This window comes from Rhodococcus oryzae (assembly GCF_005049235.1).
Classification (GTDB): Bacteria; Actinomycetota; Actinomycetes; order Mycobacteriales; family Mycobacteriaceae; genus Rhodococcus_G; species Rhodococcus_G oryzae.
Map to the genome: position 1 here is coordinate 158,313 of NZ_SUMD01000010.1, position 24,703 is coordinate 183,015.

30 protein-coding genes are annotated in these 24,703 nt (G+C 68.4%); 13 read left to right on the top strand and 17 right to left on the bottom strand.

Annotation, left to right across the window (positions count from 1 at the left end; translation table 11 throughout):
• Positions 1–40 precede the first annotated feature (40 nt).
• From FCG67_RS19765 to FCG67_RS19780, 4 genes are all read left to right on the top strand, one after another.
• Entirely contained in the window at positions 41–733 is a 693-nt protein-coding gene (locus FCG67_RS19765; protein ID WP_179800705.1) for an ABC transporter permease, read from the top strand.
• Complete coding sequence (locus FCG67_RS19770) at positions 730–1,992, top strand: ABC transporter ATP-binding protein (RefSeq protein ID WP_136911391.1); 1,263 nt, start codon at positions 730–732, stop codon at positions 1,990–1,992. Before FCG67_RS19765 ends, FCG67_RS19770 begins: the two co-directional genes overlap by 4 nt.
• 104 nt (positions 1,993–2,096) lie before the next feature.
• The gene (locus tag FCG67_RS19775) at positions 2,097–2,813 is read left to right on the top strand and encodes an ABC transporter permease (RefSeq protein WP_097214100.1); all 717 of its coding nucleotides are present in this window, start codon (positions 2,097–2,099) and stop codon (positions 2,811–2,813) included.
• A gap of 49 nt (positions 2,814–2,862) precedes the next feature.
• Complete coding sequence (locus tag FCG67_RS19780; RefSeq protein WP_136911442.1) at positions 2,863–3,816, top strand: glycine betaine ABC transporter substrate-binding protein; 954 nt, start codon at positions 2,863–2,865, stop codon at positions 3,814–3,816.
• 115 nt (positions 3,817–3,931) lie between these two features.
• Here the strand turns inward: FCG67_RS19780 and FCG67_RS19785 are convergent, their stop codons facing one another.
• The 11 genes from FCG67_RS19785 to FCG67_RS19840 all read right to left on the bottom strand — a co-directional run bounded on the left by FCG67_RS19785 (position 3,932) and on the right by FCG67_RS19840 (position 9,190).
• On the bottom strand, positions 3,932–4,168 hold the full coding sequence (locus FCG67_RS19785) for a hypothetical protein (RefSeq protein WP_136911392.1): 237 nt from the start codon (positions 4,166–4,168) through the stop codon (positions 3,932–3,934).
• A gap of 84 nt (positions 4,169–4,252) precedes the next feature.
• Positions 4,253–4,516: a hypothetical protein gene (locus FCG67_RS19790; protein WP_097214053.1), complete on the bottom strand. Its 264-nt coding sequence runs from the start codon at positions 4,514–4,516 to the stop codon at positions 4,253–4,255.
• A gap of 37 nt (positions 4,517–4,553) precedes the next feature.
• A complete protein-coding gene (locus FCG67_RS19795; RefSeq protein WP_097214052.1) occupies positions 4,554–4,910 on the bottom strand; it encodes a hypothetical protein in 357 nt (118 codons plus the stop codon).
• A 66-nt stretch (positions 4,911–4,976) separates the two neighbouring features.
• Positions 4,977–5,636, bottom strand: a complete 660-nt coding sequence (locus FCG67_RS19800; protein ID WP_097214051.1) for a hypothetical protein — start codon at positions 5,634–5,636, stop codon at positions 4,977–4,979.
• Positions 5,637–5,652: 16 nt separating this feature from the next.
• On the bottom strand, positions 5,653–5,931 hold the full coding sequence (locus tag FCG67_RS19805; protein WP_136911393.1) for a hypothetical protein: 279 nt from the start codon (positions 5,929–5,931) through the stop codon (positions 5,653–5,655).
• 25 nt (positions 5,932–5,956) lie between these two features.
• Positions 5,957–6,157: a hypothetical protein gene (locus FCG67_RS19810; protein WP_136911394.1), complete on the bottom strand. Its 201-nt coding sequence runs from the start codon at positions 6,155–6,157 to the stop codon at positions 5,957–5,959.
• Positions 6,154–6,468: a hypothetical protein gene (locus FCG67_RS19815; RefSeq protein WP_097214048.1), complete on the bottom strand. Its 315-nt coding sequence runs from the start codon at positions 6,466–6,468 to the stop codon at positions 6,154–6,156. The genes FCG67_RS19810 and FCG67_RS19815 overlap by 4 nt, the downstream gene beginning before the upstream one ends.
• Positions 6,465–6,875: an Imm50 family immunity protein gene (locus FCG67_RS19820; protein WP_097214047.1), complete on the bottom strand. Its 411-nt coding sequence runs from the start codon at positions 6,873–6,875 to the stop codon at positions 6,465–6,467. The genes FCG67_RS19815 and FCG67_RS19820 overlap by 4 nt, the downstream gene beginning before the upstream one ends.
• Complete coding sequence (locus FCG67_RS19825) at positions 6,872–7,210, bottom strand: hypothetical protein (protein WP_136911395.1); 339 nt, start codon at positions 7,208–7,210, stop codon at positions 6,872–6,874. Before FCG67_RS19825 ends, FCG67_RS19820 begins: the two co-directional genes overlap by 4 nt.
• Positions 7,207–7,575: a hypothetical protein gene (locus tag FCG67_RS19830; RefSeq protein WP_169310572.1), complete on the bottom strand. Its 369-nt coding sequence runs from the start codon at positions 7,573–7,575 to the stop codon at positions 7,207–7,209. Before FCG67_RS19830 ends, FCG67_RS19825 begins: the two co-directional genes overlap by 4 nt.
• A gap of 421 nt (positions 7,576–7,996) precedes the next feature.
• On the bottom strand, positions 7,997–9,190 hold the full coding sequence (locus tag FCG67_RS19840; protein WP_136911397.1) for a PucR family transcriptional regulator: 1,194 nt from the start codon (positions 9,188–9,190) through the stop codon (positions 7,997–7,999).
• A gap of 179 nt (positions 9,191–9,369) precedes the next feature.
• Between FCG67_RS19840 and FCG67_RS19845 the strand changes: the two genes are divergently transcribed.
• Both FCG67_RS19845 and FCG67_RS19850 read left to right on the top strand, forming a co-directional pair.
• Entirely contained in the window at positions 9,370–11,088 is a 1,719-nt protein-coding gene (locus FCG67_RS19845; RefSeq protein ID WP_246045174.1) for an aldehyde dehydrogenase family protein, read from the top strand.
• 66 nt (positions 11,089–11,154) lie between these two features.
• Complete coding sequence (locus tag FCG67_RS19850) at positions 11,155–12,747, top strand: GMC family oxidoreductase (protein ID WP_136911398.1); 1,593 nt, start codon at positions 11,155–11,157, stop codon at positions 12,745–12,747.
• A gap of 36 nt (positions 12,748–12,783) precedes the next feature.
• On the opposite strand, the gene FCG67_RS19855 is transcribed toward FCG67_RS19850, so the two are convergent.
• A complete protein-coding gene (locus FCG67_RS19855) occupies positions 12,784–13,932 on the bottom strand; it encodes an acyl-CoA dehydrogenase family protein (RefSeq protein ID WP_136911399.1) in 1,149 nt (382 codons plus the stop codon).
• Positions 13,933–14,074: 142 nt separating this feature from the next.
• On the opposite strand from FCG67_RS19855, the gene FCG67_RS19860 reads away from it, so the two are divergent.
• From FCG67_RS19860 to FCG67_RS19880, 5 genes are all read left to right on the top strand, one after another.
• Positions 14,075–14,740, top strand: coding sequence for an SAV_915 family protein (locus tag FCG67_RS19860; protein WP_136911400.1), 666 nt, complete (start codon positions 14,075–14,077; stop codon positions 14,738–14,740).
• Complete coding sequence (locus FCG67_RS19865; RefSeq protein WP_136911401.1) at positions 14,740–15,876, top strand: hypothetical protein; 1,137 nt, start codon at positions 14,740–14,742, stop codon at positions 15,874–15,876. Before FCG67_RS19860 ends, FCG67_RS19865 begins: the two co-directional genes overlap by 1 nt.
• Positions 15,877–16,070: 194 nt before the next feature.
• A complete protein-coding gene (locus FCG67_RS19870; protein ID WP_246045175.1) occupies positions 16,071–16,544 on the top strand; it encodes a hypothetical protein in 474 nt (157 codons plus the stop codon).
• A 44-nt stretch (positions 16,545–16,588) separates the two neighbouring features.
• A complete protein-coding gene (locus FCG67_RS19875; RefSeq protein ID WP_136911403.1) occupies positions 16,589–17,374 on the top strand; it encodes an enoyl-CoA hydratase/isomerase family protein in 786 nt (261 codons plus the stop codon).
• A gap of 57 nt (positions 17,375–17,431) precedes the next feature.
• Positions 17,432–18,013, top strand: a complete 582-nt coding sequence (locus FCG67_RS19880) for a TetR/AcrR family transcriptional regulator (protein WP_136911404.1) — start codon at positions 17,432–17,434, stop codon at positions 18,011–18,013.
• 10 nt (positions 18,014–18,023) lie between these two features.
• Here FCG67_RS19880 and FCG67_RS19885 read toward each other — a convergent pair whose 3' ends face one another.
• The gene (locus tag FCG67_RS19885) at positions 18,024–20,066 is read right to left on the bottom strand and encodes a CocE/NonD family hydrolase (protein WP_136911405.1); all 2,043 of its coding nucleotides are present in this window, start codon (positions 20,064–20,066) and stop codon (positions 18,024–18,026) included.
• Positions 20,067–20,255: 189 nt separating this feature from the next.
• Positions 20,256–20,726, bottom strand: a complete 471-nt coding sequence (locus FCG67_RS19890) for a MarR family winged helix-turn-helix transcriptional regulator (protein ID WP_136911406.1) — start codon at positions 20,724–20,726, stop codon at positions 20,256–20,258.
• 82 nt (positions 20,727–20,808) lie between these two features.
• On the opposite strand from FCG67_RS19890, the gene FCG67_RS19895 reads away from it, so the two are divergent.
• Positions 20,809–21,939, top strand: coding sequence for an epoxide hydrolase family protein (locus tag FCG67_RS19895; RefSeq protein WP_211243277.1), 1,131 nt, complete (start codon positions 20,809–20,811; stop codon positions 21,937–21,939).
• Positions 21,940–21,947: 8 nt separating this feature from the next.
• Here FCG67_RS19895 and FCG67_RS19900 read toward each other — a convergent pair whose 3' ends face one another.
• Positions 21,948–22,400 carry a MaoC/PaaZ C-terminal domain-containing protein gene (locus FCG67_RS19900; protein ID WP_136911407.1) on the bottom strand — a complete coding sequence of 151 codons (453 nt, stop codon included), beginning with the start codon at positions 22,398–22,400 and terminating at the stop codon, positions 21,948–21,950.
• Positions 22,401–22,502: 102 nt separating this feature from the next.
• Here FCG67_RS19900 and FCG67_RS25715 point away from each other — a divergent pair, with 102 nt between their 5' ends.
• Positions 22,503–22,883 (top strand): DUF7715 family protein, encoded by a 381-nt coding sequence (locus tag FCG67_RS25715; RefSeq protein ID WP_136911408.1) that lies wholly within the window; start codon positions 22,503–22,505, stop codon positions 22,881–22,883.
• Between the two features lie 61 nt (positions 22,884–22,944).
• Here the strand turns inward: FCG67_RS25715 and FCG67_RS19910 are convergent, their stop codons facing one another.
• Positions 22,945–23,892, bottom strand: a complete 948-nt coding sequence (locus FCG67_RS19910) for an ABC transporter substrate-binding protein (protein ID WP_136911409.1) — start codon at positions 23,890–23,892, stop codon at positions 22,945–22,947.
• Between the two features lie 102 nt (positions 23,893–23,994).
• Complete coding sequence (locus FCG67_RS19915) at positions 23,995–24,702, bottom strand: class II aldolase/adducin family protein (RefSeq protein WP_136911410.1); 708 nt, start codon at positions 24,700–24,702, stop codon at positions 23,995–23,997.
• Between the last annotated feature and the right edge of the window lies 1 nt (position 24,703).

The window sequence follows — 24,703 nt, forward strand, 5'->3', positions numbered from 1 at the left end:
ACGTTTCGCGTTTCTTTGCGCGTAGGCCGACCTGCGAGCAATGTGGTGGTCGGCGGGTGTGCGGACGGAGGTATCGCCGGTGGACTTTCAGGCCTGGTGGGACTTTGTGTTCGCGCGACGCAGCCAACTGGTCACCGATTCCTACCTCCATGTGAGCGCGGTCGTGCAGTCGATCGTGATCGCGACGATCATCGCCGTCGGCATCGGCATCATGGTTTACCGCAGCCCGATCGGATCCGCGGTGGCCACCGGACTGGCCAGCACCATCCTCACCGTGCCCTCGTTCGCGTTGTTGGGTCTGCTCATCCCGATTCTCGGCCTCGGCGTGCGCCCGACCGTCACCGCACTGGTGCTCTACGGCCTACTGCCGATCATCCGCAACACCATCATCGGTCTCGCCTCGGTGGACCCGGCCATCACCGATGCCGCGCGTGGGGTCGGGATGAACCGCCTTCGCGTGCTCGGGCGGATCGAGATGCCGCTGGCCTGGCCCTCGATCCTGGCCGGCATCCGGGTGAGCACCCAGATGCTGATGGGCATCCTGGCGATCGCCGCCTACGCCAAAGGCCCGGGCCTCGGCAACCTCATCTTCTCGGGCCTGTCCCGCGTGGGCAGCCCGACCGCGGTTCCGCAGGCACTGACCGGCACCGTGCTCATCGTCGTCCTGGCCCTGGTCCTGGACGGGCTCTACGTCCTGCTCGGCCGACTCACCACCTCGAGGGGGATCCGGTGACCGACACCGCATCGCGCAAGGGCACCGCCGCGCACCACGACCACACCCACGGGGTCGAGATCGTCCTCGACGACGTGGTCAAGCGCTACCCCGGGCAGGTGGACGCCGCGGTCGACCACGTCTCGATGACGATCCCCGCCGGCGAGACCGTGGTGTTCGTCGGCCCCTCCGGGTGCGGGAAGACCACCACCATGCGGATGATCAACCGGCTGATCGAGCCGTCGTCGGGACGGATCACCATCGGCGGCAAGGACGCGCTGTCGATCGACCCCGACCAACTGCGCCGCGGCATCGGCTACTCCATCCAGCAGGCGGGCCTGTTCCCGCACCTGACGGTCGCCAAGAACGTCGCGACCGTGCCCGGCCTGATCGGGTGGGACCGCAAACACATCGCCGAACGCACCGACGAGATGCTCGACCTCGTCGGCCTCGACCCCGACACCTACCGGGACCGGTATCCGCGACAGCTGTCCGGCGGTCAGCAGCAGCGGGTCGGGGTGGCCCGCGCGCTGGCGGCGGACCCACCGGTGCTGCTGATGGACGAGCCGTTCGGCGCCGTCGACCCGATCACCCGGGGCCTGCTGCAGGACGAGTTGATGCGACTGCAGTCCGAGCTCGGCAAGACCATCGTCTTCGTCACTCACGACTTCAACGAGGCCGTCAAGCTCGGCGACCGAATTGCGGTGCTGGGCAGCCAGTCTCACATCATGCAGTACGACACCCCGGAGGCGATCCTGGCGAACCCCGCCAACGACATGGTCGCCGGGTTCGTCGGGGCCGACGCCTCCCTCAAGCAACTGACCCTCAGCCGGGTCCGGGACGTGCGGCTGATCGAATGCCCGACCGCCCACGAGGACGGTTCCGTCGACGAGATGCGCCGGGCCCTGCTCGCCCGCCGACGGCAGTGGGGCCTGATCCTCGACGCCCGCAACCGCCCGGTCCGCTGGGTCTGCCCCGCGCACCTGGCCACCGTGGACTCGCTGCGCGACGTGGGTGATCCGGTCGGCGAGATCCTGTCGGTGCAGTCCACGCTGCAGGACGCCCTCGAGGCCCTGCTCGCAGAGTCCAGCGCGTCCACGGTCGTGACCGGACGTCGCGGCGAGTACGTCGGCCTAATCACCATCGACACCCTGGTGGAGAACCTGCGCCAGCTGCGCGACGAGCACGCGGACGACCACGACGACCTTTCCGACGCGGGCCCCAGCGCGCTCGACGAGCCCGGTGGGGCGCAGCGCGCTCCCGAGGAGCTGACCCCGTGAGCACCGAGACGTCCCCGCGGGGCTCCGCGCCGGGCGCGGGCGCCGCCGCCACCGATGTGGCCGTCGTCGACCACACCGCGGCCGCCGACCGCCGCGCCGAACGGATGCGCCTGCTCGCCCAGCCGGTGCTGGTTCTCCTGCTGGCCGGTGGGGTCCTGGCGTGGGCGTTCAGCCGCGACCTGAACGCCACCCAGCAGGCCAGCATCAGCGTGGCCAATCTGGCGACCCTGACCTGGCAGCACGTGCTGATCACGGTCGCCGTGGTGGTGATCGTGGTGGCATTGGCGGTACCCCTGGGCACGCTGCTCACCCGGCCGGGCTGGACCCGGCTGGCGCCGGTGTTCGTCGGCATCGCGAACATCGGTGCCGCCGCCCCGGCCATCGGCCTGTTGGTGCTCTTCTACCTCGCCACCCGCACCACCGGGTTCTGGATCGGGGTGCTGCCGATCGCCTTCTACTCGCTACTTCCGGTTCTGCGCAACACGATCCTCGGCTACCAGCAGGTGGATCCCACGCTGATCGACGCGGGCCGCGGCCAGGGCATGTCGGCGCGCACGGTGCTCCGCCGCGTCGAGTTCCCGATGGCGGTGCCGTACATCCTGGCCGGCCTGCGCACCTCGCTGGTGCTGGCGGTCGGCACGGCCACCCTGTGCTTCCTGGTCAGCGCCGGCGGGCTCGGCGTCCTGATCGACACGGGGTACAAGTTGCGCGACAACGTGACCCTGGTGGTGGGTGCCGTACTCGCGGTCTCGCTGGCCCTGCTCGTCGACTGGCTCGGCGCCCTCGCCGAGGTCTACCTCGGCCCGAAGGGATTGCGTTGACATGGCCGGACGCCGGAAGCCCCTGCTGCGTAAGGTCGCAGCGCTCGCGATGGTCGCGGCGACTGCCATCACGCTGGCCTCCTGTGGGCTCGAGTCCGGCGGCGCGCTGCCCCTCAAGGTCGGCCCGGGCAGCATCACTCCTGTCCCCGAGCTCGAGGGTGTCCCGATCACGGTGGGCTCCAAGGACTTCACCGAGCAGATCATCCTCGGGTACATCATCGAGTTCGCCTTGTCCGCGGCCGGCGCGGACGTCCGCGACCTCACCAACATCCAGGGCTCCAATAGCACCCGCGACGCGCAGGTCCACGGCCAGATCGACCTCACCTACGAGTACACCGGCACCGGCTGGATCAACTACCTGGGCCACGAGCACCCGATCCCCGACCCCACCGCACAGTTCGAGGCGGTGCGCGACGAGGACCTCACCCGTAACGGCCTGGTGTGGACCGACCCCGCGCCGATGAACAACACCTACGCCCTGGCCACCAGCCGAGCCACGGCGGAGGCCACCGGGGTGCGGACGCTCTCCGAGTACGCGGATCTGGTCAAGCGTGACCCGGCCGCGGCGACCACCTGCGTCGAGACCGAGTTCAACGTCCGCCAGGACGGCTATCCAGGTATGGCCGCGGCCTACGACTTCGATCCGGCCAAGGCGCAGAAGCAGATCCTGCAGACGGGCATCATCTACCAGGCCACCGCGGACGGCACTCAGTGCAAGTTCGGCGAGGTGTTCACCACCGACGGCCGGATCATCGCGCTGGACCTGGTCCTGCTCGACGACGACCGCTCCTTCTTCCCGAAATACAATCCGGCACTGATCATGCGTGAGGGATTCGCGCAGGCGCACCCGCAGGTCGCGGAGGTGATGGCGCCGGTCTCCGCGGAGCTGACCGACGAAGAGATCACCGAGCTGAACCGCCGCGTCGACGTCGAGGGAAAGGAGCCGGCCGACGTGGCCCGAGAGTGGTTGGTGGACAAGGGTTTCGTCACCGCTGCCGACTGACCCGCCTACTCGGTATCGAACCGGATCTCGTGGACCTCGACTTCGGACAGGTTCGGGATCACATCGCCGTAGATCGCCCGCATACTGCGGGCGTCCTGTAGGAATTCGATCCAGCTCATTCGCCGCTGCTCCAGATTCCGGTCGGGTAGATCGAGACCTCACCCGGTGCGAAGCTGATGAAGTCTCCGATGTGAATCGCCGACCGCGGCCCAGCCATTTCGACGAGGATGAGGCCAGGCCGTCCGCGTGCGGGCGCGCGGTGTTCTTCGTCGAGACCCGGATGGTCGACGCCGAGCCGCTCGATCACCTTGAACTCAACGCGCCCCTTCCGATCCAGCATGATCCCCAGCACGTCCGAGACCCCATCGATGAAGTTCGGTCGACTCTTGAGATGTCCCATCCGTTAAGTCACGCACCATCTTCCATCGAGCGTTTGCTAGATCGGGGTACCCCGGTTCCGACCCGGCGGCATGATGAGCAACTCGTCCCGCTCACGGCGCCTGCACTCAGCCGCAAACGACGAGGCAACGGCCGGGTCGGACAAGAAACGCGCGTAGGTTTCGGGGTCGATCTCGTAGTACTCCTCGTAGTCGACCAGTCCGTTGCTCACCGGGATCGACACGTAGCCTCCGCCTGTCACCAGATCGATGCCGACCGAGAATCGCTCGTCGCGCGAGACGTACGTGTCATTGAATCTCATGCTGCTCCTTTGCAACCCGGCCTCGCGCACCTGTTCCTCAGTTGAACATCAGCCGATCCTTCACGGACACTTCGGATCCGATCCCGACCTCGAGGAGTCCCGCCGCATCGTCGTACTCCACCGCGACGCGGAGCACAGCAGAACCAGGTTCCTGAGATACATCGAATCTCGTGGCGCCTTCACGGTAGACATCGACGAGTCGACGACCGTCCGCGATCCAGACGAGCCTGATCGAACGGCCGAGCGGATCGAGGGTCAGGTCGACATGGTCCCCGTCGTCGGACACCGCCCGGAGCGCCAGGACTCCGAGATCCCCGCCACCTTCCAGCAGGGAGATCCGGTCGACCTCCGACAAATCCGAGAGATTCGGGGTCTCGAACTGGCGGTATGACATGTCTCCCCCTCGTACTCGTCAGACGAAAGCCTCCCATCGCCTGGCCGTTCATCCAACCGTTCCGAACTAGGACAATGCCTGCTGCAGGCTGTCGAGTTCCGCTGTGTCGGCATAGATATCTATACCGACCACATGATCGTCGAACGACCCGAAACCCCGAATCAGCAGCCCGCCGGACGGGATGGAGGGCACGAGTTGTGGAACGAGCGTGTTGCCGTCGGCCGACACATCCCGAATCGCGCGGGCCGCGCGCTCCAGTCGGTCGATGTTCTCCGGCGGCGGCAGCACGAGGCAGACGGCCGACCGCGCGCGGCTGACTTCGATCGCGGTACCCAACTGCTCGAGATCTGTCACCAGCAATCCCCCGAACTGCACGTCCGTTCGCCCGGTCTGCCAATCGCGGCGCTCCCCGTGGGGAAGGGCCACGCCCTGGCTTTCCCACTGGCCCCAGAGCGCCTGACGCTCCATCGACAGCCGTCCGGTCCGGCTGTAGGGCCGAAGCGGCGGCGTCATCCCGACAAGCGCGACTCGACTGTTCGCGAAGCTCGACACGGCAGGCCGAAGCACCTCGAATGCCGACGCGACCGCACCCGATATCGAGCGGTCTCCTACCCGAGCAAACTCGATACCGAGCACACCGATGCCCGGATACGCGGATGCGACCGGCGCCAGAATGGGCACTGACTGCGCCGGTTCACGGTTCAGCGTGAAACGGTTGCCGTTCATTGCAGGGTGCATTCCCCTACGCCTCATTCCTGCCGGATTCAAGGGATGAGGCCATGACATCCAGGCCCTCGAGCGCGAGCAACCCCTGCCCACGTTGGTCCTCCTGGGAAACCAGAAACCGCACCCGCTCCAGTTCGAACTCGACATCGCGAATCCGATCGGCTACCGGCTTCAACGTGCGATCCAGCCCTCGCCCGCACCTGGCGAGCCTGCCCTGGACTTCGGCCACGTCGATCAGATCTCGTTCGAACTCCCTGATCGCATGCTGGTTGTCGGACAGCAACTGTCGAGACATCAGTCCACCCCCATGGCCATGCCCGTCACCGTACCCAGAGGGCCGGCCAGTCGTCGAACTCCGCGACAACCTCTCCGTCGAGAAGCAGTGTGTAGAGCGCGTCCGCCGGGAAATCGCCCAGCCGAATCGACAGCGTCTGGCCATCCAGTCTTGCGCGGTGTGGCTCGCGCGGGTCTCCGGTTGCCTCCCAGTGTATGCGCCGGTCCAGCTGTCCCACAGCCGTCATGGCAGCTCCCGATAGAGTTTCAGTAGTCCCTCGCTGAAGTACTCGACCTTCGCCCCACCAGGTGTCTCGGCCACGATGTCCCTAGCGAGTTCGCGCCCCTCCGAATCCAGCGAGGCGATCACCGACCGGATCTCCTCGGCGGCGCGTTCCGGCATCGTCAGCGCGATGATTTGCTGGTATTGCTCGTTCCAGTCCTCGATCCGCTGACTCAGCGCCTCGGACAATCCCAGTTCGGCCGCGGTTGACCGCCCCGCCTGCGGATCAACCAGGGACGGTTCGAGATAGTCGGCAGACAGTCTCAGGTATCTCATGCCACTCCTCCTCCCAGACCGGCACTCTGGTGAGCTGAGATCTTGCGAATCGCGATCCACCGCGCCACCATCTTCAGACGCGACGCGCCAATGCAGGCAACCTCATACCCCGAGCCCGGGGCCTCGTCGACGTGGAGGCTCGCCCGTCGCTCGGTACCCCAACCGCTCAACTCAACGCCTCGCACCTCGGAGAAGTGCAGTTCGATCTGCACCGTATTCGCTTGCTGCTCGACCCACTTCGGTGGCGGGTTCAGTGGATAGTCGGCCAGGTCGAGCCGCAGAATGACCGAACTCCCCCGCGTGTCGAACCGGATCTCGTGGACCTCGACTTCGGACAGGTTCGGGATCACATCGCCGTAGATCGCCCGAACACTGCGGGCGTCCTGCAAGAATTCGATCCAGCTCATTCGCCGCTGCTCCAGATTCCGGTCGGGTAGATCGTGACGTCACGCGGTGCAAAACTGATGAAGTCTCCGATTCGAATCGTCGGCCGCTGCCCGACCATTTCGACAAGGATGATTCCGAGCCGAACATCTAGCGCAACAACATCATCCGCCTCCAGAGCCTTGATCTGCCCGCTCACGGTAAGAACTCCGCTGCTCTCCGACACTTCGGCAACACCGCACTGGATGATCACAACGCTCCCCCACGGAACCGGGTCTGCGATCTCCAACTCGACATCCAACGCCCATCCGGCTTTTGCACCGGACTCGCCCTGCCAGGTGGAGTTCAGGGCGATCACACGTGCCTCCTCAACGGTCGGGGAAGTGAGGTGACGACACACCCGAGCACCTCGGCGATCGCCGAATCGAACCAGAGGATGACCGCCCGCCCAGCGACCGCGGGCATCGCCATCCACACGGTTTCGCAGTCGGCGTTCTCGAGCCCGGCCAGGAGATCCCGCGTTCCATGAACGACGGCCCCGGACTTCACTTCGCGGCGCCACCTTCGCTCGTAGATCGTGACCGCCACCTGCCGGTCGGTTTCGTGAACCTCGACGCGTTGATCTGCAGGCCCGACGCCCGCGAGCAAGCCATCGGCGATATCGACCGCTGTTCGGTCGAGGCTCGACTGAGCGAGCAGTCTTCTTATCTCCGTGATCGACACCGTCGTGACCGAGTCCGTCATCGACGCGGCCCCTCTTCGACATACTGTTGCGCCAAAAGGCCGAGCATGAAGGTGCACGCGACCTCCTCGGAGTCAAAGCTCACGTCATCCCACCTCGAGCCTCGCTCGGAAAAGAACACGAGCCACTGGTCGCCTTCCGGCAGAAGGCAGAGCCTGTTCTCGACCTCTCGACCGATTGAGTAATCACGCTCACCGAATCCGAGTCGCTCGAGATAGCCGTCCAGTCGTCGAACGTTGATCCGCACTGCCCGCCCGCTTCCCGAAGTGTCCCGGCTCAATTCACAGAGCGCACGTGATTTGGACGCACGGACGGTTCGATCGGTTCCATCACCACCGAAGACGGGTGCAGGGCGACTCACAACCGAAGCTCGACCCCATCAGGACCGGCGCAGGCCCGGGCTCACTCCCGCCCGGCGCCCAGCAGCCGGTGGGCGCACAGCCCGACGTACAGCTCGGCGGCGTGCACCGGGTCGGAGAAGTCCCGGCCGGTCAGCTCCTGGATCCGGCGCAGGCGGTACAGCACGGTGTTGCGGTGATAGTGCAGCTGCGCGGCCGCGGCCGTCGTCGACCCGCGGGCGGCGAACCAGGCCTCGAGGGTCGTCAACAGGTTGTGCTGTTCGTCGGCGGGCAGGGCCAGCACCGGCCCCAGGACCTGACGGGCGGCGAGCTGGCCGGCCTCCGGCTGACGGATCACCAGCAGCGGCACCGGAACCGCGTCGTAGAGCGTCGGGTCGCCCGCGCCGTCGGGCGCGCAGCTCCTGGCCTGCCGGGCCTGCTCCACAGCCTCCCCGATGCCGCCCGGCCGGGCGAACCCGCGGCTCACCCCCACTGGGCCGCCACCGATCTCGCCCAACGCGACGAGCGCCGCGTCCAGCGCCGCCTCGGCCGGCGCCCACAGCAGGCCGAGGCGGCCGTCGACCTCGGTGTCCCACACCGAGTCGGCGCCGACCGCGCCCAGCCTCGATCGCAGCGCGTCCGCCGACGGACAGGATGCCGAATCCCGCACGGACACAACCAGAAAGGCGCCCCGCTCGGGGATCCGGAACGCGCGCACCGCATCCGCGACGCCGGCCGGGTTGAGGGCGTGGTTCGCGAACAGGGTCCGGACCAGCCGCCGCCTCGCCTCGGCGTCCTCCCTGGCCCTCGTGTCGGCCGCCTCCCGGTAGGCGTCGGCCGCGGCGTCGGAATAGACATCGACCAGCGCCCAGACCTGCTCGGCCATGTCCAGCAGCCAGCGGCTGGCGCGCCCATCCGACCGCGCCATCAGCTCCTCCCAGATCAACCGCCCGCCGAGCCGGAAGGCGTGCAGCAGCGCGGCCAGCGACACTCCCCGCTCCGCCTTCATCCGCCCGGCCGCGCGGGCCGACTCCAGCCGGATCGGCGCGGTGCCGTCGAGGTTCGCGAGCATCGAGGAGAGGTTGTCCCAGCACGCGGACCGCAGTTGCTCCGGCGTCAGCAGCGAGGCGTCGGCGTAGTCCTGCTCGGCGGCCACGATGCGAGCGACCAGCTCATCGGCGAGCGCGTCCACCGAGGCGCGCATGTCGCGCAGCAGCTCGGCGGGCGTGGGTGGAGCGATTTCGGGGCTGACGACCATCGCCCCAGGGTAGCCGCCGGTGAGTGATCCACGCCATAGCAATTTGTGCGGTCGCACAAACGCCCCGCCGACATCGACGCCCTCCGCCTATGGCGCGCGGCCCCGAATGGGACGAGGATCACACATAGAAGATCCCACGAGTCCGGCCTCGCCTGCCTCGAATCGAACGGAGTTGTCCCGTGTCCGATCACGACCCCGCCAGCACCCACCCGGCCATCGATCAGGCCCTGGCCGACCTCGTCGAGGGCGAGAAGGCCTGGGCGGGCCTGTCCCTTGGCCATCGGCGCCAACTGCTCGACCAGGTCCGCGACCTCACAGTGCAGCACGCGGCCGAATGGGTAGCGGCGGCTGTGCAGATCAAACGACTCGACCCCGACTCCCCCCTGGTCGGCGAGGAGTGGATCTCCGGGCCGTACTCGGTGGCCACCGCCGCGACGGTGCTGTCGGACAGCCTCGAGAAGCTGGAATCCGGCACCAGTCCGCTGACCGACGCCACATTCGGCACCGCCCCCGGCGGCCGCACCACCGTGCGGGCCCTGCCGATGAACGTCTTCGACAAGCTGCTGCTGAGCGGGTTCAGCGCCGACGTGTGGCTGCAGCCGGGCGTCGATCGTGCGACGGCACAGCGCGAGGCGGGCCTCGCCCAGCTCGATCCGACCCGGACACAGGGCGTCGGGGTGGTCCTGGGCGCGGGCAACATCACCTCGATCGCGCCGCTCGACACCCTGTACGAACTGTTCGCGCACAACCGCGTCGTCGCGCTCAAGCTCAACCCGATCATGGACCGGATGCTGACGGTCTTCACCAAGGTGCTCGAGCCGTTCATCTCGATCGGCGCGGTCCGGATCCTGACCGGTGGCGCCGACGTCGGCACCTACCTGACCCGACATCGGCTGGTCGACCACGTGCACATGACGGGCAGCGCGCTCACCCACGACGCGATCGTCTTCGGCACCGGCGAGGAGGGCGCGCGCCGCAAGGCGGCCGGCGAGCCGGTCCTCGACAAGGGCATGACCAGCGAGCTGGGCGGGGTGTCGCCGACCATCGTGCTGCCCGGCAACTGGAGCCGCGCCGACATCGAGTTCCAGGCCGAGCACATCGCGACGCAGCGCCTGCACAACGGCGGCTACAACTGCATCGCCTCGCAGGTGGTCGTGCTGTCCTCGCGGTGGCCGCAACGCGACGAGTTCGTCGCCGCGCTGCGTGCCGCCGTCGACCGCGCCCCCGCCCGCCCGGCCTACTACCCGGGCAGCGACGACCGGGTCGCCTCGGCCGAGCAGTCCTACCCGAAGGCCGAACGCCTGGGCCAGAAGGGCGGCCGGGTGCTGGTGTCGGGTCTGCAGCCCGACGAGTTCGCCCCGCTGCTACAGACCGAGTACTTCGGGCCGGTGCTCGGGGTGATCGAGCTGCCGCACGACGGAGAGCAGTTCGCCACCCGCGCGGCCGAGGTGGTCAACGAGCAGTTCGTCGGCACGCTCGGGGTCAACATCATCGCCGAGCCCGGCACCATCGACTCGATGGGGACGCGTTTCGACACGCTGCTCGAGTCGCTGCGGTACGGGACGATCGCGATCAACGCATGGACCGGGGTCGGGTACCTCACCCCCGCGGCGACCTGGGGCGCGTTCCCCGGCCACACCCTCAGCGACGTGCAGAGCGGCATCGGCGTGGTGCACAACGCGCTGCTGATCGACCGGCCCGAGCGCACCGTGGTGCGCGGGCCGTTCCGGCCCTCCCCGCGGTCGCTGATGCACCGCGAGTGGTCGATCTCGCCGAAGCCGCCGTGGTTCGTCACCAACCGGACCGCGGCAGGCACCGGGCGGCGACTGACCGAGTTCGCCGGCAAGCCGTCGTGGACGAAGCTGCCCGCGATCTTCGCCTCGGCGCTGCGCGGCTGATACCGACGGTTCCGCACAGCGGCGAAAGCCGCCTCCCCCCAACACTTCTCGAGTGGAGATGAACGCATGATCCAGGAATCGTCAGTCGCCGACTACGTCATCGTCGGCGCGGGATCGTCCGGCGCCGCGCTGGCCGGCCGGCTCAGCTCCGACCCGCGCACCGAGGTCGTCCTCCTCGAGGCCGGTCCGCGGGACAAGGACAAGTACATCCACATTCCCGCGGCCTTCTCCAAGCTGTTCCGCAGCGAGGTCGACTGGGACTACCTGACCGAGCCGCAGCCCGGGCTCGGCGGGCGCAGCATCTACTGGCCGCGGGGGAAGACGCTCGGCGGTTCCTCGTCGATGAACGCCATGATGTGGGTGCGCGGCTTCGCCGCCGACTACGACGAGTGGGCCGAACTCGCCGACGACTCCTGGTCCTTCGGCAAGGTGGTGGAGTACTTCCGCCGGATCGAGAACGTGGAGGACGCCGCCGCAAACGACGCCGGCACCACCGGCCCGCTGAATGTGAGCCGGCAGCGCTCCCCCCGACCGCTGACCGGTGCCTACCTGGAGGCGGCGCGGGAGACGGGATTCCCGGTGGAGCGCGCGAACACCGCTCAGCCCGAGGGCTTCTCGCAGACGATGGTCACCCAGAAGCGCGGCGCCCGTTGGAGCACGGCCGACGCCTACCTCGCGCCCGCTCGCAAGCGCCCCAACCTGACGGTGCTCACCGAGGCCGCCGCGACCCGGGTGCTGTTCGAGGGATCGGCCGCCGTCGGCGTCGAGTACGTGCAGGGCGGCGTGCGCCGCACGGTCCGCGCCCGCAAAGAGGTGGTGCTCGCCGGCGGCGCGATCAACACCCCACAACTGCTGATGCTGTCCGGGATCGGCGACGAGCAGCAGCTGCGCGGCCAGGGCATCGCCGTGCGGCATCACCTCCCGGAGGTGGGCCGCAACCTGTCCGATCACCTGCTGTCGATCCTCGGCTACCGCGTCGAATCGGATTCGCTCTTCGCCGCCGAGAAGCTCCCGGAGCTCGCCAACTACCTGGCCCGGCGCCGCGGAATGCTCACCTCGAATGTCGGCGAGGCGTACGGGTTTACCCGCAGCCGTGAGGGACTCGCGCTGCCCGACCTGGAGATGATCTTCGCGCCTGCCCCGTTCTTCGACGAGGGCCTGGTGCCCGGCACCGAGCACGCCGCGGTCCTCGGGACGATCCTGCTCAAGCCGGAGAGCCGCGGCGAGATCACGCTGCGGTCGGCGGACCACGCGGACAAGCCGATCATCGATCCGCGCTACCTCAGCGACACCGGCGGCGTGGACCGCCGCGCGATGCTCGAGGGCCTGCGGGTGTGCGACTCGCTCGCCTCGGCGCCCGCGCTGAAGTCGAGGCTCGGCGAGATGGTCCGGCCCGCCCTGACCTCCCGCCCACCGCTGGAGGAGGTGCTGGAGATCGCCCTCGAGCGCAACTCCCACACCCTCTATCACCCCACCGGAACCTGCCGGATGGGCAGCGACGCGGCCAGCGTCGTCGATCCCCAGCTGCGGGTGCGTGGGGTGGATCGACTGCGCGTAGCGGACGCGTCGATCATGCCGACCATCATCCGTGGCCACACCCACGCGCCGTGCGTGGTGATCGGGGAAAGGGCGGCCGACCTACTCCGGCAATCGAACTGAGCAGGCCGGGCGTCCATCTCGGGCGCCCGGCAGCGGCTACAGCGACTTCGCGATGATCCCCTTCATCACCTCGTTCGCCCCGGCGTAGATCTTCTGGACGCGGGCGTCCTCGTACATCCGCGCGATCAAATACTCGCGCATGTAGCCGTAACCGCCGTACAGCTGGACGCACCGGTCGATCACCGCGCACTGCTGCTCGGTGAGCCAGTACTTGACCATCGCCGCCTCGGACGGGTCCAGCTCGCCGCGCAGGTGCGACTGGATGCAGTGGTCGAGGAACACCTCGCAGGTGCGTGCGATGGTCTGGCACTCGGCCAGCTCGAAGGCCGTGTTCTGGAACTCGAAGAGGCTGTGCCCGAACGCCTGCCGCGACTTCGTGTACGCGACCGTCTCCTGCACGGCCCGGTTCATCGCGCCCGACGCCTGCGCGCCGATGATCAGCCGTTCCTGCACCAGCTGGGCCATCAGCTGGCCGAAGCCCTGCCCCTCGGCGTCGCCGAGCAGGTTCGACACCGGCACCCGCACGTCGGTGAACGAGAGCTCGGAGGTGTCGGCGCCGTGCTGGCCCACCTTGTCCAGCACCCGCCCGACGACGAAGCCGGGGCAGTCGCGCAGGTCGACGATCAGCAGGGACACGCCCTTGGCGCCCGCCTTCGGGTCGGTCTTGACGACGAGCACGATCATGTCGGCGGAGGCGCCGTTGGTGATGAACGTCTTCGAGCCGTTGACGATGTAGTCGTCGCCGTCACGGATGGCGGTGGTCTTGATGGCCTTGAGGTCCGAGCCGGCGCCGGGCTCGGTCATGCCGATGGCGGTGAGGATCTCGCCGGTCGCCATTCCCGGCAGCCACGTCTTCTTCTGCTCCTCGGTGCCGTACTCGGCGATGTAGTGCGGGACGATGCCACTGTGCACGGAGATTCCGAGGGCGAGGTCGCCGGCGTAGCCCTGGGCCTCGAAGACGGCGAGGTCGTGCGCGAAGGTGCCGCCACCGCCGCCGTACTCCTCCGGGATGGAGCAGCACAGCAGCCCGAGCTCGCCTGCCTTGAGCCACACCTCGCGGTCGATGCGGTGCTGGGCGTCCCACTTCTCGTTGTGCGCCACCACCTCCCGCTCAAAGAATCCGGCCGCGAGCTCGGACAGCGCACGGACCTCGTCGTCGTGCCAGCTGGGGAGGTACTTCTTCACGACGTCGACCGCCTTCTCGGGTGTCCGGACCTGGCCGCGTCTGTCGGCCGGTCACTACTTGGTGCCCATGCTAACGATGTGCACCCGCGTGTTACGGAACGCCCTGGACTACCATCGAACGGATCAGATCCGGGGGGTTCAGATGGTCGAGCACACTACTTTCGGCGCGGACGTGCTGTTTGTCCCGACGCGTCCGCGCGACGCATCAGGTCGAGTCCAACTCGAGCTGCGCTCCTTGCCGGACGGCCGTCTGGCGCTACCGGTCTACACGTCGATCCCGAATCTCGTGCGCTGCTGCGGGCCGTTCCAGCATTGGAGCGCCCTTGGCACCAGTGGATTCGACAGCGTGAAGGCCACGACCGGATTCGACGTGGCACTCGTGGACGCCCGCATCCCGGACGGACATCGACAACGACCACCAGAGCCTGCTCAGTCAGACGATGAGGCGATGCCCGACTCGTGGCTCGAGTCGGCGTCGGGCGACGGGCGACGGGGACCTGCGATGAGTCCACCGATGGAGGTCGGCGACCTCTCCCCCGCTGCTCGCTCGCTGGCGTTGGGTGCGAGCGGGCTTCAGGAATTGGCCGCGCAGGCGCCTCAGCTACCGAATGCCGGCGCATCCACAGCCTTTGTCGGTGATGTGTTGATGGCCTTGGCCGAGGCGATGTCGCAGGCCGCCGCGGTCGAGGCGAGCGCAGCCGACACAGTCGACGCCAACGCCTCGTCGTACGCCGAGTCGGACGCAAACGCCAGCCAGGTTATGGACAAGGTCGGGCACGCACTTCCCACCGAAGGTGGAGATCGCTGATGCCGATCTATGTCGCCGTTGATGCGGATCCGCAATCGTGCGCCGCCTGTGTCGATGCGTTGCACGCGATCGCGAACGGGACCGACGAGGAGGCGCGCACGTTCCTTGACGCACGCTCGTCCTCCGAGTCGAATTGGCGCGGCGACGGGGGCGAAGCCTTCCGGGATCGGATCACCGCATTGGAGCGGGTGACCGCGGACCTCGCGGATCGGGCACGCGACACGGCAAGGGCGCTGCAAAAATTCATCGACGGCATCACCACGGCCAAGGAACGAATGGTGCAGGCAGCCGCCATCGCCCTCGAGGCCGGGCTGTATGCCGGACCCAACCCGTGCGATCCGGTGTGGATCGGTGATCCAAAACGAATGGTGACCGTAGGTCCCGTGAGCCCCGCGGACGAAGCGGCCTTCGCGAAACAGCAAGCCGCGTATACCGAGGCCCTCGCGATGGCGGGCGAAGGACGCGAGCTCGAGATGCAGGCACATGTACAACTGCGCGAAGCGATGCTGGAGAAACGCTCGGCATTCACGGCCTTCAAGGGCGAGTTCCTCGACGAAGCACCCTGGCTCGCAGCCGGAATCACGACCGGCTACGTGCAGGCAATGGTTGCCAAACAGGCTCCGTGGGACGACTTCGCCCGGACGATGACCGCGCAATCGGAACGGTTTCGGACCATCGCGGCCGAACCGCTCCCGGAATCGTTGCGCCGATCCGCGATGAGCGCGGCGGAACGATTCGGCATGGGTGCCGACGACGCGGTCAGGGCGGCCGCGGGTACCCCGTACAACCGGCTGCTGCCCGGCGGAGTGGACAAGCCGTATTGGCAGGCGATCGCGAAACCCATCGTCGCTGAAGGAGGGACCACGACCCTGTCGAAGCTGGGATCGAAGATTCCGATTGTCGGCGGCCTCGTGACTGTCGTCCAAACCGGGCTGGAAGTGGCCGAAGCAGACGACAAGGGTGATGCTGCGCTCGCGGTCGGCAAGAACTTGGCCGGCTTCGCGGCAGGTTCGGTTGCGACCGAACTGATATTGGCCAGTGTCGCCGGCGGGCCAGCGACTGTCGCGGTCGTCGTGGGCGGTGTCTTCATCGGTTGGGGCGTCAGCGAGGCCATCGAATGGGCGGGCGGCGAATAATGGGACGTCACGATGGGCTGTCAGTGAACCCTCCAACTGGCCCCTCGCCGATTCCGGACACGCTCACCGGTTTGCCGAGGCCACCGCGAGCGCCGCGCGAATGGCGGGGTCACACACCGACACCCCACGGCCGCGGGCCAAAGAACCCGCCGCCCGGACCCCCTGGACTCAGACCGGCATTGGAGTGGAACCAGATGTCGAAGTCGGACACCTGGAAAGCGATCGGTGCGCTTCTGCTGGTGTTGGTTGCCTTCCTGGTACTCAAGCGTGGCCTCGACTGGCTGGGCTACTGGTGGGTTTGGGTTGTGTTCGCCGCGACCGTGCTCTGGGGGTTATGGACCTTTCGCCACGGCGACTGGCTGGCCGCAGGCTCGACCTGGGTGCAGCAGAACAAAAACTGGGTCAACACCTACGAGCTCACCCAGATCCGATTCACCGTCAGCGGGCTGAACCGCGCTCTGATCCTGACCGATTCGTCCGGCCAGAACATTCACGGATTGGTCATCCGCAGCGTGCAATCCAATCAACCGATGTGGGACCTCGTCTACAACGGCATCCTCCATTCGGTCGCGTCAGGAAACTGCGACATTTCTGACAAGGCGCGCGCCGTCCTCAAGGTGCCGGCCGATTTGGGCAAGCCCCAGATCGAGAACCGTCCAGGACAGTAAGTACGCCCCTTCCCCGAAACTGCAACACGTTCTAGCATGCAACGATGAGCCTCCTCATCACCGACGACAAGCGCGTCCGGACGATCACCCTCAACCGGCCCGACGCGCTGAACGCGTTCGACGAGGCGCTCTACGACGCCACCGCCGAGGCGCTGCGCGCGGCCGCCGAGGACCCCGACGTCGCGGTGCTGCTGCTCACCGGCAGCGGGCGGGCCTTCAGCGCGGGCACGGACCTGCGCGAGATGCACGCCCGCACCACCGATCCCGATTTCCGGCCGGGCAAGCACGGATTCCCGGGGCTGCTCGACGCGCTGGTGGAGTTCCCCAAGCCGCTGATCTGCGCGGTCAACGGGATCGGGCTGGGCATCGGCGCGACGGTGCTCGGCTTCGCGGACCTGGCCTTCATGTCGACCACCGCCAAGCTCAAGTGCCCGTTCACCGGCCTCGGCGTCGCACCCGAGGCCGCCTCGAGCTACCTGATGCCCCAGCTGGTCGGCAGGCAGAACGCGGCCTGGCTGCTGATGTCCTCGGAGTGGATCGACGCCGCGCAGGCGAAGGAGATGGGACTGGTCTGGCGGGTCTGCGAGCCGGACGAGCTGATGGGCGAGGCCCGCAGGCACGCCGAAGTGCTTGCCGCCAAGCCGATCTCCAGCCTGATCGCGGTCAAGCGCACGATGACCGAGCCGCTGCGGGCCGAGATCGACGCCGCGCGCGAGCGGGAGAACGCCTGCTTCCGCGACCTGATGGGCGGCCCCGCCAACATCGAGGCCCTCACCGCGTTCGCGGAGGGCCGCCAGCCGGACTTCACGGCCCTGCCCGCGGGCTGGTGAGCGGGCCGAGCCCGAGCCTTTGCCCGAGTCCCCCCGCTTCCAGTAGCGTCTGGACATGTGTCTAGCGAAGCCAAGTTCGAATCCACTCGCCGGCGCCTGACCGAACAGCAGGCCGAGACCGTCGACAAGCTGACCACGGCCGCGGTCGCGGTGCTGCGTGAGCAGGGATTCTCGGGCCTCACCGTGCGCATGGTGGCGGCGGAGGCGGGCGTCGCCGCGGCCACCGCGTACACCTACTTCTCGTCGAAGAGCCACCTCGTCGCGGAGGTGTTCTGGCGGCGCCTGAACGAGGTCCCGCGGGAGGTGCCCACCGACCTCGATCCGGTCGCCCGGGTCTGCCGGGTGCTGCGCGATGTCGCGCTGCTCGTCTCCGACGAGCCCGCCCTGGCCGCGGCGAGCACCACGGCGATCCTGGGCAACGACCCCGACGTCGAGCACCTGCGCCTGCGGATCGGCATGGACATCCGGGGCCGGCTGATCGCCGCACTCGGCCCGGGGCACGCCCCGGAGGTGCTCGACGCGCTCGAGATCGCGTGGTCCGGCGCGCTGGTCCGGGCCGGCATGGGCTACGAGTCGTACGAGCAGATCGCCGACCGGCTCGAGACCACCGCCAAGCTCATCATGGCGGGGCAGAAGTAGCCCCGCGCCGCTACCAGGCGCTCGCCCCGACCAGCGGCAGGTTCAGGAAGCTGGGCCGCTCCGGCGACAGCTGCACGTGCTGCGGCCGGTTCTGGCCGTCGGCCATCATCGGGCCGAGCGGCAGGTACCGGGGGACGCTGGCGGCATAGACGTCCACCCGCAGCCGGTGCCCCGGCTTGAGCAGCGCGTCGGTGGGCACCAGGTTGATGTCCACCGGCGTCACCTGGCCCGGGATGACGGGCTTGCGCGCGGACACCGTGAGCTTGTGGTGCGGCTCGGCGTAGTCCCCGTTCGCCGACCGCTGGCTCTGCGCCTCGTCGACCTCGCGCAGCGACGCGGTGAGGGCGCCGTTGGTGAGCGTGGTCGAGGTGCCGTCGGGCGCAACGTCATTGAGGGTGACCGCCCAGAAGCCGTCGGGTGCGTCGAGGACCGTCTCCAGGTGCAGGTTCACCGGCCCGGACAGTTCGGTCGGCTCCGCGACCGGGGCGCTGGTGAACGCGAGCCCCTCGGCCTCCTGGAACCGGGAGTCCTTGCTGCACACCGAGCCCAGGATCACGGTCATGCCCGCGGTCCCCTGCGCGCCGTCGCGGGAGCAGAACCCGCGCAGCCCGGGGGCGGCCGTGAGCCGCGCCGAACTCTGGGGCGTTGCCGCGACGAGGCTGCCGTCGCGCGCGGCGTGGCCCGCGGTCCCGCTCGGCGCGTCCGAGAGGTACATCCGCTGGTACTCCACGCCCGCACGGGGGAACTGGTCGGTGGTCGTCCAGCCGTTGCCCTGCTGGTACAGCGTTACCGGGCCGTAGCGGTCGATGCCGTTGTCGATTCCCTTGAGCCACTTGTCGAACCAGGCCCGCTCGAGGACGTCGAGTCGCGGCGGGGCGCCCGCCTCGCCGAATCCGCCACCGAAGGTGACGTGGTAGTTGTCGCTCATGATCAGCTGCTTCTGCCCGGCGGGGAGCGGGATCGCGTTGTAGACGCGGGGCTCGCTGTTGGCGAAGATGTCGTGCCAGGCGCCGTAGAGCATGGTGGGCACCGCGATGTTCTCCACGTTGGCCTTCCGCTCCTGATAGAAGGTGCCGTCCTGCGCGACGCCCAGCGTGGTGGGATCGAGATCGTTCACCGTCGGGGCTGTCATCGCCTCGCCGAGCTCGGCGATCAGGGTGAGCGGGTCGCGCAACCGGTCCTGCAGCCACTGCTGGTCGAACCGTCCCTGCACGAGGGACTGCACGTCGGGAATGAGCTTGGTCCCGTTGACGAGCGCGAGCCACAGCGGCATGAAGCCGACGCCGAGTCCGCCTCCGGTGCCGACGATGTCTCGGAGCAGGTCGTTCCCCGGCTCCATGGGGAAGATCGCCTTCAGCGCGGACGGCCGGTAGCCGGCGGCCTGCAGGGAGTTGATCCCGGAATAGGACACGCCTCCCATGCCGACCTTGCCGTTCGACCACGCCTGCTTGCTCATCCAGTCGATGATCTCGACGGAATCCTGCTGCTCACGCGGGCCGAGCGTCTGCCACTGCCCCTGCGAGAACCCGGTGCCGCGGGTGTCGACGACCACCTGCGTGTAGCCGCTGCGGATGAGGTCCCGGTTCACGGCGAAGACGCGCATGCCGCCGCCGGTGAGCACCTTCGCGGTCTCGCCGACGCCGTCGAGCGGGGTGCCGGCGAGGTCGTAGGAATTGACTAGGTCGACGAGGGTGTCCTCGAGCCCGGGCACGGCCATCATCGAGTCGACCAGGTTGCTGACCAGCTTGGTGTACGGCGTCACGTTCAGGATCGACGGCATCTTGGTGTCGATCGGCTTGCCCGAGGCGTCCGCCGGCCGGTAGACGTTGCCCTTGAGCACCGTCCCGTCGCTCATCATGATCGGCACGTCCCAGTCGATCGCGACGACCGGGTACTCCGGCGGGGCGTCGGCGGTGGCCTGCCACTTCACGCCGTCCGCTCCCCCGCTCGGGTCGGCCGCCGCGACGCCGCCCGGCGCGACGGCGAGGCCGATCGCCATGGCGCCCGCCAGGGCAAGCGTTCCGGTCCGCGACAGCGACCCTCGTCGAGCCATCCGTGTCCGCATCGCTACTCGAACCCCCCATGGATTCTCCGGTGACGCTCGATCGCCCGGGTGGCCGCCGTCACAAACTTACTGGATAGTAACCACCCATATACCCGCCGTCAATACTGAAGTTAACCTCAATTCACCACCGCCGGGAACACGTATTGGCGTTGCGCGAGAACACAATTCGCCCCCAACCTAGGCCCAGCCGACTCCCTGTCGCGCGGACTGGTGTTCGACCAGGCGCTCGACGAGGGCGATCAACGTCTCGCGCTCCCCCACGTCGAGCGGCGCGAGCAAATCCTCCTGCGCCTCGACCGCAAGTGCCCCCAGTCGCCGCTGGCGCCGACCCCCCTCGGGGGTGATCGTGACGACGTTGCGACGGCGGTCCACCGGATCCGGCTCGCGCACGAGATACCCGTCGCCCTCCAATTCGCCGACCACGGCGGCGATATCGCTGCGGTCGAGGCGACAGAGGCGGCCGAGCGAGGCCTGACTGAGCTGTCCGCGCTCGGCGAGCGCGGACAGCACCGAGTAGTGCCACCGGTGCGCCCCGGCCTCCGCCATCCGCTCGTTGAGCAGCCGCTGGGCGTGGATGCCCGCCTGCCCCATCAGCCAAGTCGGCGAGCGTCGCAGCGCGGTCGGCGGGCCGTCATCAATGGAGTCCATGTGCGCCATCCTAATAACCGTTGGCTCCACCAACAAGTTCTGTTATCGTTGGCGCCACCAACGATCAACGCAGGAGGTTCCGATGCCCGACACGACCATCAGCCCGTACCGGATCGACATCCCGCAGTCCGCGCTCGACGACCTACACGACCGGTTGACCCGCACCCGCTGGCCCGACGAGCTCGACGACGCCGGCTGGGACTACGGCATCCCGCTCGGCCGGATGCGGGAGCTGGCCGACTACTGGCGCGACGGATACGACTGGCGCGCCCACGAGGCCGCCATCAACCAGCACCCGCAGTTCGTCACCGAGATCGACGGCGCCACCGCGCATTTCCTGCACGTCCGCTCCCCCGAGCCCGACGCGACGCCACTGATCCTCACCCACGGCTGGCCGGGCTCGTTCATCGAATTCCTCGACGTCATCGGCCCGCTGTCCGACCCCCGCACGCACGGCGGCGATCCCGCGGACGCCTTCCACCTGGTGATCCCGTCGATCCCCGGCTTCGGACCCTCCGGCCCCACCCGGGACCGTGGCTGGGACACCGCCCGCGTCGCCCGCGCCTTCGCCGAGCTGATGAACTGGCTGGGATACGAGCGATACGGCGCTCAGGGCGGCGACTGGGGCTCGGGCGTCTCCCAGCAGCTCGCAATCGTGGCCCCCGAGAACGTGATCGGCGTGCACGTCAACTACCTGCCGCACGGGCCCGTCGCGACCGAGAGGCTCTCTGACGACGACGCCGCGCGGGTCGAGGTCATCCGGGACTTCCTCGCCAACAGGCCCGGCTACATGCAGATGCAGGCCACCCGCCCGCAGACCATCGCCTACTCACTCACCGACTCGCCGTCCGGGCAGCTGGCCTGGATCGCCGACAAGGTCCGGGAGTGGACCGACCCGGCGCACCCGCTGCCGGACGACACGCTGCTGACCGACGTCTCACTGCACTGGTTCTTCGGCACCGCCGGCTCCTCGGCACGGCTGACGTTCGAGTCCGGCGGGCCGCGCAGCGACGGACCGACCGGCGTCGCACCGCTCGGGATGGCGGTGTTCGCGCACGACATCGTCCGTCCGGTCCGCAGCATCTCGGAGAAGGCGCACCCGACCCTGGTGCACTGGAGCGAGTTCGACGAGGGCGGACACTTCGCGGCGCTGGAGGTGCCGGAGCTGCTGGTGGGCGACGTGCGGGCGTTCTTCCGTGGCCTGCGCGGATAGGAGCGGCGTCAGGGCCGGCGGTGCAGGTACAGCTCGGTGAGCAGGCTGAACACCGCCCGGCCCTGCGCGTCCGCCAGCTGACCGGTCGTGGTCACCAGCCCGCGGCCGCGGTCGTCCAGTTCGACCTCGTCGATCACCAGCAGTCCGGTCAGCACGTCACCGGGGCGCACGGGACGCAGGAACCGGACGTCGCGCAGCCCGCGAGCGCCGATCACGCTCCAGTGCCGATATGCGCCGAGCACCGCCAGCCGCTGGTAGACGGCGGTGGTGTACATACCGCTGGCGATCAGTCCGCCGAAGTAGCCGTCGGCGGCCGCCTCCGCGTCGAGATGCGAGTCCTGCGGATCCCACACGGTCGAGAAGTCCACCATCTCCGACTCGCCGACGGTATGCGAGCCGAGATCGATGACGTCGCCGACCATCAGGTCCTCGGCGTACTTCACCTCGTCCATGACGTCCATCGTGCCAGGACACCGGCCAAATGCCGTCAAACTCGCGATCCCGTCTCACAGTGTCGGACGTGACTGCCACACTGCGCGCAACCGACCGGAGGGGGCATCACGATGCGGGGACTGGTGGCAACGGCTCGAACTCAGGGGCAGCGAGACAACGACTTCGATTTCTGCGTCGAAGGCGAACTCGTGTGGATTGGCCTCGTATGTGCCAGGGACGAAGCCGATCCCGACGGTGGCTGCGGTTGCGGACGGGCATTCAGCGGCCTCAACTCGCACCGCGCCACCACCACTGCCCGAGTGGCCGAACTCGCAGGGTTCACAGGAGACGACTACGTCGAGGCACTCCGATCCGGGCTCGCGCAGGCCGGGTGGCCGCCGAACCTCGCAGGCGAGCTGGCGGGCGACATGCTTGCGATCGCGGCGCACTGGCCGGCGGGAACCGTGATCGAGCGGCGACTCGACCAGTTCCAGGCACGAGGGGCAACCTAGAAGCCTGGGCACGCCCGCTCGCCCGACCATCGGAGCAGGCGAGCGGACACCCAGGCCGTTGCTAGACGCTCGCGCCCGACCGACTCACCTCCACGGCCTCGCCGATCCACGGCACCACGGCCGCGCGCACGTCGACCGGCCTCGACAGCAGCCCGTTGGCGGCCAACAACTCCCCCGCACGCTGCTGCTCGTCGAGGAACGCCTCGCTGACCCGGTTCAGGCCGAACGGGCGGCCACGCAGCGCGCGCTCCCAGCGGTCCAGGTCCGCCCGATCGCCCCGGGCGAGGGCATCGTCGACGAAGTACTGCGCGGCCTCGCGCGGGTTGGCCTCGATCCACGCGTCGGACTCCTGCAGGGCCGAGATGACCGCCTCGAGCGCCTCGCGGTTGTTCTCCGCGAAATCCCTGCGGGTGAACCACAGCGACGGATGACTGAACAGCGATTCGGTGTCCACGAGGGTCCGCAGCTCGTGGGACTTCTCGAGCGCCTCGAGGCCCGGGTAGGCCCCGACCCACGCGTCCAGGTCGCCGCGCAGCAGCGCCTCGGCGCCGTCGTTCACTCCGGTGTCGACCGGTTCGACGTCGGCCCAGCTGAGCCCGGCGATCTCCAGCGCGAACAACAGCAGCGTGGTCTGCCAGGAGCCGTGCGCGATTCCCACCCGCTTGCCGCCCAGGTCCGCGGCGGTCTCGATGCCCGAGCTCGCGAGGGCCACCAGTCGGCCGTTCTCCACGCGGGGTCCGGAGATGCCGATGTAGACCACGTCGTGGCCCTTGGCGAGCGCGGTCAGCGGCGGGGTGAATCCGGTGCCGATCACGTCGTAGCCGCCCTCCGTGAACAGCCAGTCGGAGTGCAGGCTCGGCAGACCGGTCTTGGGATTCACCCGCTCCGCCTCCGGAAGGGCGCGCAGGTCAACCCATTCCACGTCGGGCAGCGCCTTTTCGAGGATGCCGCGGTGACGCAGGACGAACAGGGAGTTGTTGTGCGGGAAGTAGCCGACGCGAACGGTCATGGGAAAGTTCTCCTCGAAAAATGGGGTTGGGAGGGCGCTTCGCGCCTGTGCGCGGTTGACGAGTGTGAGGACTCGTCAACCGCGCACGGGCGGCGGAGCCGCCTAGACGAGTCCGCGGCGGCGGGCCTCGTCGACGAGGCCGCTGCGGGACCACTGCGCGACCAGGTTGGTCTTGTCGAATTCGACCGTGCCGCCGACGGACTCGCCGATGGCCTGGTACTGGGCGCCCTCCTCGAGCAGCACCACGAACTTGGCCAGCTCGAGCAGGCCCGCCCGGCCGATCACGTTGACGCCGCCGTTGGCCTCGAAGATCGCGGCCAGGTCGGGGTCGCGCACCAGTTCGCCGAGGATGAAGTCGCCCGCGCCGATGCTGCGGTCGATGTGCGGCGGGATCTCTCGGGACAGGGTGAGCCGCTGCGAGGCCGCGTAGCGGATCGGCAGACTCTTGTGGGTCTGAGCGAAGCCGCCCAGCCACGGGGTGTGCACGTGCACGATCGAGGTGATCTCCTGGTGCTCGCGGAACACCTTCGCGTAGCCCGTGACGAAGCCGGCGGAGCCGCGGCCGGAGAGCACCTCGCCGTCGAAGGTCGCGACGACGGGCTCGATGGTGCGGTCGTCGGCCCAGGGCCCGGGCTCGTTGAGCGCGACGGCGATCTCCTCGCCGGGCACCCGCTCGACGAAGTTGACGGTGCCGTTGGCGGAGACGGTGCCGGTCTCGCGGAAGACGCGGAACGCCTTCTCCGCGTCGCGGGTGGCGCTCGCGACGAAGGCCGCGACGGTCTCGCTGATACGGGATTCGGTGGTGGTCATG